Consider the following 14,284-nt stretch of genomic DNA (forward strand, 5'->3'; position numbering starts at 1 on the left):
AATGCCTGTGGCTGATGCGTGGGAGCGGCGGTGCGCCGCTGCGACTTGCCCCGCGATGATTCAGTGCTGCTCACCCGCCCGCTTCAGCAGCTTCTTGCAACGCTCGGACAGATGCACCACCCGCAACTGCTTGCCTGCCTTGGCATACCGCTCGCGCAAGGTCTTGAGCGCCGCGATCGCCGAATAATCGACAAAGCTCAAATGCTGGCAATCCAAGGTCACCTGGGCCGGATCATTGGCCGGGTCGAACTGATTGAGAAACGGCGTGGTCGAGGCGAAGAACAACGTCCCATGCACTTGGTAATGCTTGTCGCCCGCCGCATCCACATGGCTGTCGGCGTACAGTTCACGCGCATGCTGCCAGGCGAAGTTGATCGCGGCGATGACGATACCGAACATCACCGCCATGGCCAGGTCGGTGAACACCGTCACCACCGTTACCGCAATGATCGCCAGCACATCGCTCGCCGGCACTTTGCGCAGCACCCGCAACGAGGCCCAGGCGAAGGTCTGCTGGGCCACCACGAACATCACCCCGACCAGAGCCGCCAGCGGAATACGCTCGATCAACGGCGACAGGAACAGCACGAACAGCAGGATCATCACCCCGGCCACCACCCCCGACAGCCGCCCACGGCCGTTGGAGCTGAGGTTGATCACGGTCTGGCCGATCATCGCGCAGCCGCCCATGCCGCCGCACAGGCCCGAGACCATGTTGGCCGCCCCCAACGCCACGCACTCGCGGTCCGGGTAGCCACGGCTCTCGGTGACTTCGTCGGTGAGGTTGAGGGTAAGCAGGGTTTCCAGCAGGCCGACCATGGCCATCAGCAGCGCATAGGGCGCGATGATCTTCAGTGTCTCGAGGTTCCACGGCACGTCCGGCAAGGCCAGTTGCGGCAAGCCGCCGGCAATGTGCGCCATGTCGCCGAGGGTGCGGGTGGGCAAGCCGACCAGGTACACCAGCAGGCCGACGCCGAGGATCGCCACCAACGCCGGTGGCACCGCACGGGTCAGTTTGGGCAGTATGTAGACCACCAGCATGGTCAGGGCCACCAGGCCGATCATCAGGTACAGCGGCGTGCCACTGAGCCAGCGCTCACCCTCTTTGAAGTGCTCCAACTGGGCCAGGGCGATGACGATGGCCAGGCCATTGACGAAACCGAGCATGACCGGGTACGGCACCAGGCGCACCAGCTTGCCCAGGCGCAGCACGCCGAACAGGATCATCACCACCCCGCCCAGCAGCACCGTGGCCAGCAGGTATTGGGCGCCGTGCTGCACCACCAGGGCGACGATCACCACCGCCATCGAGCCGGCGGCGCCGGAGATCATCCCCGGGCGGCCGCCGAACAGCGCGGTCAGGGTACAGATGATGAACGCACCGTACAGGCCCATAAGCGGATTGAGGTGGGCCACCAGGGCAAAAGCGATGCACTCGGGCACCAGGGCGAACGAGGTGGTGAGGCCGGCGAGCAGGTCGGCGCGTAGGCGAGCGGGTTTCATGGGGGGCCTGTACAGGAAGTTAAGGCAGCACGCCCTGCCCTGTGGGAGCGGGTTTACCCGCGAATGCGATGGGGCATTCCCTGACGCTTTCGCGGGTAAACCCGCTCCCACAGGACATGTGTTGCCTTGAGGGGCGAGACTGAAATTTGGGGGCGATGTTACGTAAATTGACTGACAGCGGCCAGCAACAGCCGCAACCTTTCACACCCCTGTGATCCAGGCCCGGCAAGATGCCGACAAATTTGCCATCATGTTCATTCCACCCGCGGAGATCATGGACATGCCGCTACGCCCCCTCCTTGCCTCGCTGCTGCTGGCCGCCAGCCTGACCGCCCAGGCCGCCACCGAGGTCATCCCCCTGCAACACCGCAGCAGCGCCGAGCTGCTGCCCGCCGCCCAGTCGTTCCTGGGCAAGGACGGTAGCGTCAGCTCCTTCGAGGACAAGCTGATCGTCAATGCCAGCCAGGAGCGCATCGACGACCTGCGCACCCTGCTGCAACAACTGGATACCGCACCCAAGCGCCTGCTGATCAGCGTCGACAACAACGACAGCAACTTCCAGGACAACCGCGGCAATGCGCGGGTAATCCACTACGGCACCGCCAACCGCGAAGGCGGCCTGCAGCAGATCCAGGCCAGCGAAGGGCAACCGGCGCTGATCCAGGTGGGCCAGAGCATCCCCATCACCAGCACCTCCACCGACGGCTACGGGCGCATCCAGAGCGACACGCAATACCGCAATGTCACCCAGGGTTTCTACGTCACCCCACGCCTGACCGGTGACACCGTACGCCTGCAAATCAGCAGCAATAATGACCGAATGAGCCAGGAACGTGCCGATGTAGTGAAAGTGCAAAGCACCGACACGACGGTCACCGGCAGGCTGGGTGAGTGGATCACACTGGCAGGCTACAACCAGGACAGCCAGGCCGAGCGCAGTGCGTCAAGCCTCAGCTACAGCACCCAGCGCGGGGAAAATATGACTTTGCGTGTCAAAGTCGACCTTCTTGACTGATCCCAGGCAATTCAAGGCCTCGACCAAAGGCCTTGAAACTGACCAGCAAGTCGCATTAGACCAAAGATGTAGTAACCAGAAAAAAGCACTACAAAATCGTTGACAGGCACTTTTTGGCAAAGGCATGATGGCCTCGCTCCCGCTAATCAGAGGCCCTGGCAAGGGTCTTCGGAGCGCCCTGCACACCACCAGCGCAGGCGCTTCGTGTCCATACGGCCCACAAGGCGGTTCGACGGGATTGCGACTGCAACGAAGAAGTTGTCCCGAGGGACGGAAGCGCATCACCGCAGTCATCAGCAATCGCGTAGCACCGCAGCACGGCATCCACGAGCCAACCTGCAGCGCACGCCTTCGCCCGGCCTGCACACCCTTCCCCCTTCGAGCCTTCTGCGTTCGCCGCCGCACTCCCCCGAACAGGACAGCCGCCCGGCCCTCTGACCCGCGTTTGTCGAGCATCAGCACAATTACACTCAAGATCGATGCGACGAGGTTTATTTCCATGGCACTGACACGCGAACAGCAAATTGCAGCCCTCGAGAAAGACTGGGCCGAAAACCCGCGCTGGAAAGGCGTGACCCGTACCTACACCGCCGCTGATGTCGTTCGCCTGCGTGGCTCGCTGCAACCGGAGCACACCCTGGCTCGCCAGGGCGCAGAGAAACTGTGGAAGCTGGTCACCCAAGGTGCCCACCCGTCCTTCCGCCCAGAAAAAGATTTCGTCAACTGCATGGGCGCCCTGACCGGCGGCCAGGCAGTGCAGCAGGTCAAGGCCGGCATCCAGGCCATCTACCTGTCCGGCTGGCAGGTTGCCGCCGACAACAACTCGGCCGAATCGATGTACCCCGACCAGTCGCTGTACCCGGTCGACTCGGTTCCGACCGTGGTCAAGCGCATCAACAACTCGTTCCGTCGCGCCGACCAGATCCAGTGGAAAGCCGGCAAGAACCCAGGCGACGAAGGCTACATCGACTACTTCGCGCCGATCGTGGCTGACGCCGAAGCCGGTTTCGGCGGCGTACTGAACGCCTACGAACTGATGAAGAACATGATCGAAGCGGGCGCCGCCGGCGTGCACTTCGAAGACCAGCTGGCCTCGGTGAAAAAATGCGGCCACATGGGCGGCAAGGTACTGGTACCGACCCAGGAAGCCGTACAGAAGCTGGTGGCTGCCCGCCTGGCCGCCGACGTTGCCGGTGTACCGACCATCATCCTGGCCCGTACCGACGCCAACGCCGCCGACCTGCTGACCAGCGACTGCGACCCGTACGACCAGCCGTTCGTGATCGGCGACCGTACCCGTGAAGGCTTCTACAAGGTCCGCGCCGGCCTCGACCAGGCCATCTCCCGCGGCCTGGCCTACGCGCCGTATGCCGACCTGATCTGGTGCGAAACCGCCAAGCCGGACCTGGACGAGGCCCGTCGCTTCGCCGAAGCGATCAAGAAGGAATACCCGGACCAGCTGCTGTCGTACAACTGCTCGCCTTCCTTCAACTGGAAGAAGAACCTGGACGACGCCACCATCGCCAAGTTCCAGCGCGAACTGTCGGCCATGGGCTACAAGCACCAGTTCATCACCCTGGCCGGCATCCACAACATGTGGCACGGCATGTTCAACCTGGCGCACGACTACGCCCGCAACGACATGACCGCCTACGTGAAGCTGCAGGAGCAGGAATTCGCCGACGCCAGCAAAGGCTACACCTTCGTGGCGCACCAGCAGGAAGTGGGCACCGGCTACTTCGACGACATGACCACCGTGATTCAGGGTGGCGCTTCGTCGGTGACCGCACTGACTGGTTCGACCGAGGAAGAACAGTTCCACTGATTGGTGTGAGCTGAACAAGAAGCCCAGACTCCGTCAGGAGCCTGGGCTTTCTTTTGTCTGCACCGGCCTCTTCGCGGGTAAACCCGCCCCCACAGGATCGGCACTCCCCCTGAGCCCGGCACAGCACCTGTGGGAGCGGGTTTACCCGCGAAAGGGCCGGCACAAGCATTCTCCGCGTTCAGGTCTATGCTTGTGTCTACCCAGCAGCAAGGACCGCCCATGCCCCGTCCAAGCCACCTGATCCTGATCGCCATCGCAGCCGCCGCCTGCTATCTATATGCACTGGCCAGCGGTAACGCCCTGCTCGGCCTGCTGGTCAAACCCATTCCCGTGCTCGCCCTGATCGCCTGGCTGAGCACCACGCCCGCCACCCCCTACCGCCGCTGGATCATGATCGGCCTGGCCTTCTCGGTACTTGGCGACATCCTCCTGGCCATCCCCCGCGACCTGTTCGTGTTCGGCCTGGCCGCGTTCCTGTGCGCCCACCTCGCCTACCTGCGCGGTTACTGCAACCTGACCCAGCGCCCAGCCTATCCCTCACTGGCACTCGCACTGCTGGTAGGCGGCTCGCTGTTCGGCCTGCTCGCCAGCCACGGCCTGGGCCCACTGCTGATCCCAGTGGCGCTGTATGCCCTGGCGATCGGCTGCATGCTCTGGCGCGCCCTGGCCTGTGGTGGCGTCGCAGCACTGGGCGCCTGCGCCTTCGTATTCTCCGACAGCCTGATCGGCATCGACCGCTTCGTCAGCCCGTTTGCCGCCGCACAGTACCTGATCATCCTGCTCTACTGGCTCGGCCAGTGGCTGATCGCCGCCTCGGTGATTCGCACCCCAAGCTCCGAACCATTGATCCAGAGCGGTACGCGTGAGATTGGAAGCTGTTAGAACGAGCATTTTTCGCATTTGCAAGTGGCGAGGCCGCCCAATGAACTTTGCAAGGCTCAGAACTGCTAAATCAATACAGCTCAATCCAAATGATATTAATTATCATTACACAGCTAAGTCGTCATTACGCCGGGTAAGAAACATAATTAACAAAACCGCACGCAATGCCCGAAACTCAAGGGTTTCAGCCAGTTACGAACGGTTTTTGTTCTTAAACCTACGAATAAATTTGCAACGGAAATTTTACTTGCACCGGGTTTACCCATAAAATCAGCGCGATTGATTCAGCTGCGACATTTGGTCACTGCGCCTGCGACACCGCGTCGCCGCTCTACTTATTTCAGACTTCAGAGCTGGGTCTCTGTATAAGGATTTCTAGCATGTCCGATTCGGCAGGACTCATGGCCCACAACTGGGGCTTTGCCATCTTCCTCCTGGGTGTCGTCGGCCTGTGCGCCTTCATGCTCGGCCTGTCCAGCCTGCTCGGTAGCAAGGCCTGGGGCCGCGCCAAGAACGAACCCTTCGAATCCGGCATGCTGCCCGTCGGCAGCGCTCGCCTGCGTCTGTCCGCCAAATTCTATCTGGTCGCGATGCTGTTCGTGATCTTCGATATCGAAGCCCTCTTCCTGTATGCATGGTCTGTGTCCGTCCGCGAAAGCGGCTGGACCGGATTCGTCGAAGCACTCGTTTTCATAGCAATTCTGTTGGCAGGTCTTGTCTACCTATGGCGCGTCGGGGCGCTCGATTGGGCTCCCGAAGGTCGCCGCAAGCGGCAAGCGAAGCTGAAACAATGAGGCTTTGGCATGCAATACAATCTCACCAGAATCGATCCGGATGCGCCCAACGAGCAGTACCCGGTCGGTGAACGGGAAACCGTCACCGATCAGCTGCTAGAGGACCAGGTCCACAAGAACATCTACATGGGGAAACTCGAAGATGTGCTGCGTGGCGCGGTCAACTGGGGTCGCAAGAACTCCCTCTGGCCGTACAACTTCGGCCTGTCCTGCTGCTACGTGGAAATGACCACGGCCTTCACGGCACCCCACGACATCGCCCGCTTCGGCGCCGAAGTCATCCGGGCCTCGCCGCGTCAGGCCGACTTCATGGTCATCGCCGGTACCTGCTTCGTGAAGATGGCGCCGATCATCCAGCGCCTGTACGAGCAGATGCTTGAGCCCAAGTGGGTCATCTCCATGGGTTCGTGCGCCAACTCCGGCGGCATGTACGACATCTACTCGGTCGTTCAAGGGGTCGACAAGTTCCTCCCCGTGGACGTGTACGTGCCTGGCTGCCCGCCGCGCCCCGAAGCATTCCTGCAAGGCTTGATGCTGCTGCAGGAGTCGATCGGCCAGGAGCGACGCCCGCTTTCCTGGGTTGTCGGCGATCAAGGCATTTACCGTGCCGAGATGCCTGCCCAGAAAGACCTGCGTCGCGAACAGCGTATCGCGGTAACCAACCTGCGCAGCCCCGACGAAGTCTGATCCAGCGACCTGCCGCCCGCTCCCCCAGGAGCCGGCGGCCTGGCTTCATTCTTAACGTTGACCCAAAGCGACCGAGACCATGACAGCGGACAACGCTATTTATATTCCGCCTTACAAGGCTGACGACCAGGATGTGGTCGTCGAACTGCACAACCGATTCGGCGCCGACGCTTTCGTCGCCCAGGAAACCCGCACCGGCATGCCGGTACTGTGGGTCAAGCGTGCCCAGCTCAAAGAAATCCTGACCTTCCTGCGCAACGTCGCCAAGCCGTACAGCATGCTGTACGACCTGCACGGCGTGGACGAGCGCCTGCGCACCCAGCGCCGCGGCCTGCCGGCTGCCGACTTCAGCGTGTTCTACCACCTGCTGTCGATCGAACGTAACAGCGACGTGATGATCAAGGTGTCGCTGAGCGAAGGCGACCTCAACCTGCCCACCGTCACCGGTATCTGGCCCAACGCCAACTGGTACGAGCGTGAAGTGTGGGACATGTTCGGCATCGACTTCGCCGGCCACCCGCACCTGACCCGCATCATGATGCCGCCGACCTGGGAAGGTCACCCGCTGCGCAAGGACTTCCCGGCCCGTGCCACCGAGTTCGACCCCTACAGCCTCACGCTCGCCAAGCAGCAGCTTGAAGAAGAGTCGGCGCGCTTCAACCCCGAAGCCTGGGGCATGAAGCGTTCGGGCGCCAACGAGGACTACATGTTCCTCAACCTTGGCCCGAACCACCCGTCCGCCCACGGTGCCTTCCGTATCGTCCTGCAGCTGGACGGAGAAGAGATCGTCGACTGTGTCCCTGACATCGGCTACCACCACCGTGGCGCCGAGAAGATGGCCGAGCGCCAGTCCTGGCACAGCTTCATCCCCTACACCGACCGTATCGACTACCTCGGCGGGGTGATGAACAACCTGCCGTACGTGATGGCGGTGGAGAAGCTGGCCGGCATCAAGGTGCCGCAGAAAGTCGACGTGATTCGCGTCATGCTCGCCGAGTTCTTCCGCATCACCAGCCACCTGCTGTTCCTGGGTACCTACATCCAGGACGTCGGCGCCATGACCCCGGTGTTCTTCACCTTCACCGACCGCCAGCGCGCCTACACCGTGATCGAGGCGATCACCGGTTTCCGCCTGCACCCGGCCTGGTACCGCATCGGTGGCGTAGCCCACGACCTGCCGCGCGGCTGGGACAAGCTGGTCAAGGACTTCGTCGAATGGCTGCCCAAGCGCCTGGACGAATACACCAAGGCTGCCCTGCAGAACAGCATCCTCAAAGGCCGTACCATCGGCGTCGCCGCCTACAACACCAAAGAGGCCCTGGAATGGGGCACCACCGGTGCCGGCCTGCGTGCCACCGGTTGCGACTTCGACCTGCGTAAAGCCCGCCCCTACTCCGGCTACGAGAACTTCGAGTTCGAAGTACCGCTGGCCCACAACGGCGATGCCTACGATCGCTGCATGGTCCGTGTCGAGGAGATGCGCCAGAGTATCCGCATCATCGACCAGTGCATGCGCAACATGCCGGAAGGCCCGTACAAGGCGGATCACCCGCTGACCACGCCCCCGCCGAAAGAGCGCACCCTGCAGCACATCGAGACCCTGATCACCCACTTCCTGCAAGTCTCGTGGGGCCCGGTCATGCCGGCCAACGAGTCGTTCCAGATGATCGAGGCGACCAAGGGCATCAACAGTTACTACCTGACGAGCGATGGCGGCACCATGAGCTACCGCACCCGGATCCGTACCCCGAGCTACCCGCACCTGCAGCAGATCCCTTCGGTGATCAAAGGCAGCATGGTCGCGGACCTGATCGCGTACCTGGGCAGTATCGACTTCGTTATGGCTGACGTGGACCGCTAAGCATGAACAGCACGCTTATCCAAACCGACCGTTTCGCCCTGAGCGAAACCGAGCGCTCGGCCATCGAGCACGAGATGCACCACTACGAGGACCCGCGCGCGGCGTCCATCGAAGCCCTCAAGATCGTGCAGAAAGAGCGCGGCTGGGTGCCGGACGGCGCCATCTACGCCATCGGCGAAGTGCTGGGCATCCCTGCCAGCGACGTCGAGGGTGTGGCCACCTTCTACAGCCAGATCTTCCGCCAGCCGGTTGGCCGCCACATCATCCGTGTATGCGACAGCATGGTCTGCTACATCGGCGGCCACGAGTCCGTGGTCAGCCAGATCCAGAGCGAGCTGGGCATCGGCCTCGGCCAGACCACCGCCGACGGGCGTTTCACCCTGCTGCCGGTGTGCTGCCTGGGTAACTGCGACAAGGCCCCGGCGCTGATGATCGACGACGACACCTTTGGCGACGTGCAACCTGCCGGCGTCAGCAAGCTGCTGGAGGGTTACGTATGACCATCACTTCCTTCGGCCCGGCCAACCGCATTGCGCGCAGCGCCGAAACCCACCCGCTGACCTGGCGCCTGCGTGACGACGGCGAGCCGGTGTGGCTTGCCGAGTACGAGTCCAAGAACGGCTATGCCGCCGCGCGCAAGGCGCTGGCCGACATGTCCGCCGACGACATCGTGCAGAGCGTCAAGGACTCCGGCCTCAAGGGCCGTGGCGGCGCAGGCTTCCCCACTGGCGTGAAGTGGGGCCTGATGCCCAAAGACGAATCCATGAACATCCGCTACCTGCTGTGCAACGCGGATGAAATGGAGCCCAACACCTGGAAAGACCGCATGCTGATGGAGCAACAGCCCCATCTGCTGGTCGAAGGCATGCTGATCAGCGCCCGCGCACTCAAGGCCTACCGCGGCTACATCTTCCTGCGTGGCGAATACACCACCGCGGCGAAGAACCTCAATCGCGCCATCGATGAAGCCAAGGCCGCAGGCCTTCTGGGCAAGAACATCCTCGGTTCGGGCTTCGACTTCGAGCTGTTCGTGCACACCGGTGCCGGGCGCTACATCTGCGGTGAAGAAACCGCACTGATCAACTCCCTCGAAGGCCGCCGCGCCAACCCGCGCTCCAAGCCGCCCTTCCCTGCCGCCGTCGGCGTGTGGGGCAAGCCGACTTGCGTGAACAACGTCGAGACCCTGTGCAACGTGCCGGCCATCGTCGCCAACGGCAACGACTGGTACAAGTCGCTGGCCCGTGAAGGCAGCGAAGACCACGGCACCAAGCTGATGGGCTTCTCCGGCAAGGTGAAGAACCCTGGCCTGTGGGAGCTGCCGTTCGGCGTCACCGCCCGCGAGCTGTTCGAAGACTACGCCGGTGGCATGCGCGACGGCTTCAAGCTCAAGTGCTGGCAGCCAGGCGGCGCCGGTACCGGCTTCCTGCTGCCCGAGCACCTCGATGCGCAGATGTACGCCGGTGGCATCGCCAAGGTCGGCACCCGTATGGGTACGGGCCTGGCCATGGCGGTGGACGACAGCGTCAACATGGTTTCGCTGCTGCGCAACATGGAAGAGTTCTTCGCCCGCGAATCGTGCGGCTGGTGCACCCCGTGCCGTGACGGCCTGCCGTGGAGCGTGAAGATGCTGCGCGCCCTGGAGAAAGGCCAGGGCCGCGCCGAAGACATCGAGACCCTGCTGGGTCTGGTCAACTTCCTCGGCCCAGGCCGTACCTTCTGTGCTCACGCACCAGGTGCCGTCGAGCCATTGGGCAGTGCCATCAAATACTTCCGCTCGGAGTTCGAGGCCGGTGTGGCGCCAGAAAGCGCTGGCACCCTGCGCCCGAACCTGGCGAAGCCGATCGTGGTCGGCGCATAACAAGATGAAACAGCGGATGGTCCGTGCCATCCGCCAGCCCGCTGGCCGGCCCGAACGACTCGTGGCTGGCCGCAGGCTCACCGATTTCCATTAGCCACGCCCGCTCACGCGGGCCAACGAAGAACTTTGAACAATGGCCACTATCCACGTAGACGGCAAAGCGCTCGAAGTCAACGGTGCGGACAACCTGTTACAGGCGTGTCTGTCACTCGGCCTCGACATCCCCTATTTCTGCTGGCACCCGGCGCTCGGTAGCGTCGGCGCCTGCCGGCAGTGCGCGGTCAAGCAGTACACCGACGAGAACGACACCCGTGGTCGTATCGTCATGTCCTGCATGACCCCTGCCTCCGACGGCACCTGGATCTCCATCGACGATGAAGAGTCCAAGGCGTTCCGCGCCAGCGTCGTCGAATGGCTGATGACCAACCACCCGCACGACTGCCCGGTGTGCGAGGAAGGCGGTCACTGCCACCTGCAGGACATGACGGTAATGACCGGCCACAACGAGCGCCGCTACCGTTTCACCAAGCGTACCCACCAGAACCAGGACCTCGGCCCGTTCATCGCCCACGAGATGAACCGCTGCATCGCCTGCTACCGCTGCGTGCGCTACTACAAGGACTACGCCGGCGGCACCGACCTGGGTGTGTACGGCGCCCACGACAACGTGTACTTCGGTCGCGTTGAAGACGGCGTGCTGGAAAGCGAGTTCTCCGGCAACCTCACCGAGGTCTGCCCGACCGGTGTGTTCACCGACAAGACCCACTCCGAGCGCTACAACCGCAAGTGGGACATGCAGTTTGCTCCAAGCATCTGCCATGGCTGCTCCAGCGGTTGCAACATCAGCCCGGGTGAGCGCTACGGCGAACTGCGCCGCATCGAGAACCGTTTCAACGGCTCGGTGAACCAGTACTTCCTGTGCGACCGTGGCCGCTTCGGCTATGGCTACGTCAACCGCAGCGACCGCCCACGCCAGCCGCTGCTGGCAGACGGCACCAAGCTGTCGCTGGACGCCGCCCTGGACAAGGCCGCCGACCTGCTGCGCGGCCGCACCATCGTCGGTATCGGCTCGCCACGCGCCAGCCTCGAAAGCAACTACGGCCTGCGTGAGCTGGTCGGCGCCGAGTACTTCTACTCGGGTATGGAAGCCGGTGAACTGGCCCGTGTGCGCCTGGCGCTGAACGTGCTGAACAACAGCCCGCTGCCGGTGCCGACCCTGCGCGACATCGAAGACCACGACGCGGTGTTCGTGCTCGGTGAAGACCTCACCCAAACTGCCGCCCGTGTCGCCCTGGCCGTACGCCAGGCCACCAAGGGCAAGGCCGAAGCCATGGCCGACGCCATGCGCGTACAGCCTTGGCTGGACGCCGCGGTGAAGAACATCGGCCAGCACGCGCTGTACCCGCTGTTCATCGCATCCTTGGCTGAAACCAAGCTGGACGACGTTGCCGAAGAGTGTGTACACGCCGCTCCCGCCGACCTGGCCCGCATCGGTTTCGCCGTGGCCCACGCCATCGACCCGAGCGCCCCGGCCGTCGAAGGCCTGGACAGCGACGCCAAGGCCCTGGCCCAGCGTATCGCCGACGCCCTGGTCGCTGCCCAGCGCCCACTGATCGTCGCCGGTACTTCGCTGGCCGACCCGGCGCTGATCGAAGCCGCCGCCAACATCGCCAAGGCCCTCAAGCTGCGCGAGAAGAACGGCTCGCTGAGCCTGGTCGTGCCTGAGGCCAACAGCCTCGGCATGGCGATGATGGGCGGTGAGTCCATCGACGCCGCGCTGGACGCGGTGATCAGCGGCAAGGCCGACGCCATCGTCGTGCTGGAAAACGACCTGTACGCCCGCGTACCGGCCGCCAAGGTCGACGCCGCCCTGGCTGCCGCCAAGGTGGTGATCGTTGCCGACCACTCCAAAACCGCCACTGTCGACCGTGCCCACCTGGTACTGCCAGCCGCCTCGTTCGCCGAAGGCGACGGTACTCTGGTCAGCCAGGAAGGCCGTGCCCAGCGCTTCTTCCAGGTGTTCGACCCGCAGTACCTGGACAGCAGCATCCAGATCCACGAAGGCTGGCGCTGGATGCACGCCCTGCGTGCCACCCTGCTCAACAAGCCGGTGGACTGGACCCAACTGGATCACGTCACCAGCGCCTGCGCCGAAGCCGCTCCGCAACTGGCCGGCATCGTCAACGCCGCACCGAGCGCCGCGTTCCGCATCAAGGGCATGAAGCTGGCCCGTGAGCCGCTGCGCTACTCGGGCCGTACCGCCATGCGCGCCAACATCAGCGTGCACGAGCCGCGTACCCCGCAGGACAAGGACACCGCGTTCGCCTTCTCCATGGAAGGCTACTCGGGTTCGGCCGAACCGCGTCAGCAGGTGCCGTTCGCCTGGTCGCCGGGCTGGAACTCGCCGCAAGCCTGGAACAAGTTCCAGGACGAGGTCGGTGGCCACCTGCGTGCCGGTGACCCGGGCGTGCGCCTGATCGAATCTCAAGGCGACCGCCTGAGCTGGTTCACCGCCATCCCTGGCGCGTTCAACCCGGCCCGTGGCACCTGGACCGCCGTGCCGTTCTTCCACCTGTTCGGCAGCGAAGAGAGCTCCTCGCGCGCCGCCCCGGTGCAGGAGCGCATCCCGGCCGCCTACGTCGGCCTGGCCAAGTCCGAAGCCGACCGCCTGGGCGTCAACGACGGCGCGATGCTGAGCCTGAACGTGGCCGGTGTGTCGCTGCGCCTGCCGCTGCGTATCAATGAAGAGCTGGGCGCTGGCCTGGTTGCGTTGCCCAAAGGCCTGGCAGGCATTCCGCCCGCCATCTTCGGTGCATCCGTCGAAGGCCTGCAGGAGGCAGCACAATGAGCTGGTTCACCCCCGAAGTGATCGACGTGATCATTCAGGTCGTCAAGGCCATCGTGGTGCTGCTGGCCGTGGTGGTCTGCGGCGCGCTGCTCAGCTTCGTCGAGCGTCGCCTGCTGGGCTGGTGGCAGGACCGCTACGGTCCGAACCGCGTCGGCCCGTTCGGCATGTTCCAGATCGCAGCCGACATGCTGAAGATGTTCTTCAAGGAAGACTGGAACCCGCCCTTCGTCGACAAGATGATCTTCACCCTGGCGCCGGTCGTGGCCATGAGTGCCCTGCTGATCGGCTTCTCGATCATCCCGATCACCCCGGGCTGGGGCGTGGCCGACCTGAACATCGGTCTGCTGTTCTTCTTCGCCATGGCCGGCCTGTCGGTCTACGCCGTACTGTTCGCCGGCTGGTCGTCGAACAACAAGTACGCCCTGCTGGGCAGCTTGCGTGCTTCGGCGCAGACCGTCTCGTACGAGGTGTTCCTGGGCCTGGCGCTGATGGGCGTGGTGGTGCAGGTGGGCTCGTTCAACATGCGCGACATCGTTGAATACCAGGCCCAAAACCTGTGGTTCATCATTCCGCAGTTCTTCGGCTTCTGTACCTTCTTCATCGCTGGCGTCGCCGTGACTCACCGTCACCCGTTCGACCAGCCGGAAGCGGAACAGGAACTGGCCGACGGCTACCACATCGAATACGCCGGCATGAAATGGGGCATGTTCTTCGTCGGTGAATACATCGGCATCATCCTGATCTCGGCGCTGCTGGTCACCCTGTTCTTCGGTGGCTGGCACGGTCCGTTCGACCTGCTGCCGCAGCTGCCGTTCTTCTGGTTCGCCCTGAAGACCGCGTTCTTCATCATGCTGTTCATCCTGCTGCGCGCCTCGATCCCGCGCCCACGCTATGACCAGGTGATGGACTTCAGCTGGAAGTTCTGCCTGCCGCTGACCCTGATCAATTTGCTGGTGACCGCTGCGATCGTGCTCTACAACACGCCAGCCGTCGCGGCCCAGTGAGGATTTG

At 63.4% G+C, this 14,284-nt stretch carries 11 protein-coding genes; 10 read left to right on the forward strand and 1 reads right to left on the reverse strand.

Annotated elements, in window-relative coordinates; genetic code table 11:
- Positions 1 to 60: 60 nt before the first annotated feature.
- A complete protein-coding gene (locus LOY51_RS18130; protein WP_125859383.1) occupies positions 61 to 1,503 on the reverse strand; it encodes a SulP family inorganic anion transporter in 1,443 nt (480 codons plus the stop codon).
- Between the two features lie 250 nt (positions 1,504 to 1,753).
- Between LOY51_RS18130 and LOY51_RS18135 the strand changes: the two genes are divergently transcribed.
- The 10 genes from LOY51_RS18135 to nuoH all read left to right on the forward strand — a co-directional run bounded on the left by LOY51_RS18135 (position 1,754) and on the right by nuoH (position 14,277).
- Positions 1,754 to 2,518, forward strand: a complete 765-nt coding sequence (locus LOY51_RS18135; protein WP_190306004.1) for a secretin GspD/PilQ domain-containing protein — start codon at positions 1,754 to 1,756, stop codon at positions 2,516 to 2,518.
- Positions 2,519 to 3,017: 499 nt separating this feature from the next.
- A complete protein-coding gene (gene aceA / locus LOY51_RS18140; protein ID WP_023630475.1) occupies positions 3,018 to 4,343 on the forward strand; it encodes an isocitrate lyase in 1,326 nt (441 codons plus the stop codon).
- Positions 4,344 to 4,562: 219 nt separating this feature from the next.
- A complete protein-coding gene (locus LOY51_RS18145) occupies positions 4,563 to 5,225 on the forward strand; it encodes a lysoplasmalogenase (protein WP_125859385.1) in 663 nt (220 codons plus the stop codon).
- A 380-nt stretch (positions 5,226 to 5,605) separates the two neighbouring features.
- A complete protein-coding gene (locus tag LOY51_RS18150; protein ID WP_110993934.1) occupies positions 5,606 to 6,019 on the forward strand; it encodes an NADH-quinone oxidoreductase subunit A in 414 nt (137 codons plus the stop codon).
- Positions 6,020 to 6,028: 9 nt separating this feature from the next.
- The gene (locus tag LOY51_RS18155) at positions 6,029 to 6,706 is read left to right on the forward strand and encodes a NuoB/complex I 20 kDa subunit family protein (protein ID WP_008096180.1); all 678 of its coding nucleotides are present in this window, start codon (positions 6,029 to 6,031) and stop codon (positions 6,704 to 6,706) included.
- A 79-nt stretch (positions 6,707 to 6,785) separates the two neighbouring features.
- Positions 6,786 to 8,567, forward strand: coding sequence for an NADH-quinone oxidoreductase subunit C/D (gene nuoC, locus LOY51_RS18160; RefSeq protein ID WP_125859386.1), 1,782 nt, complete (start codon positions 6,786 to 6,788; stop codon positions 8,565 to 8,567).
- Positions 8,568 to 8,569: 2 nt separating this feature from the next.
- A complete protein-coding gene (gene nuoE / locus LOY51_RS18165; protein WP_012313767.1) occupies positions 8,570 to 9,067 on the forward strand; it encodes an NADH-quinone oxidoreductase subunit NuoE in 498 nt (165 codons plus the stop codon).
- Positions 9,064 to 10,425, forward strand: a complete 1,362-nt coding sequence (nuoF, locus tag LOY51_RS18170; RefSeq protein WP_125859387.1) for an NADH-quinone oxidoreductase subunit NuoF — start codon at positions 9,064 to 9,066, stop codon at positions 10,423 to 10,425. The genes nuoE and nuoF overlap by 4 nt, the downstream gene beginning before the upstream one ends.
- 133 nt (positions 10,426 to 10,558) lie before the next feature.
- Positions 10,559 to 13,273 (forward strand): NADH-quinone oxidoreductase subunit NuoG, encoded by a 2,715-nt coding sequence (gene nuoG, locus LOY51_RS18175; protein WP_258642452.1) that lies wholly within the window; start codon positions 10,559 to 10,561, stop codon positions 13,271 to 13,273.
- Entirely contained in the window at positions 13,270 to 14,277 is a 1,008-nt protein-coding gene (gene nuoH, locus LOY51_RS18180) for an NADH-quinone oxidoreductase subunit NuoH (RefSeq protein ID WP_110993938.1), read from the forward strand. Before nuoG ends, nuoH begins: the two co-directional genes overlap by 4 nt.
- Positions 14,278 to 14,284: the final 7 nt, after the last annotated feature.

The sequence above is a fragment of the Pseudomonas sichuanensis genome (genome assembly GCF_024749065.1).
Taxonomy (GTDB): Bacteria; Pseudomonadota; Gammaproteobacteria; order Pseudomonadales; family Pseudomonadaceae; genus Aquipseudomonas; species Aquipseudomonas sichuanensis.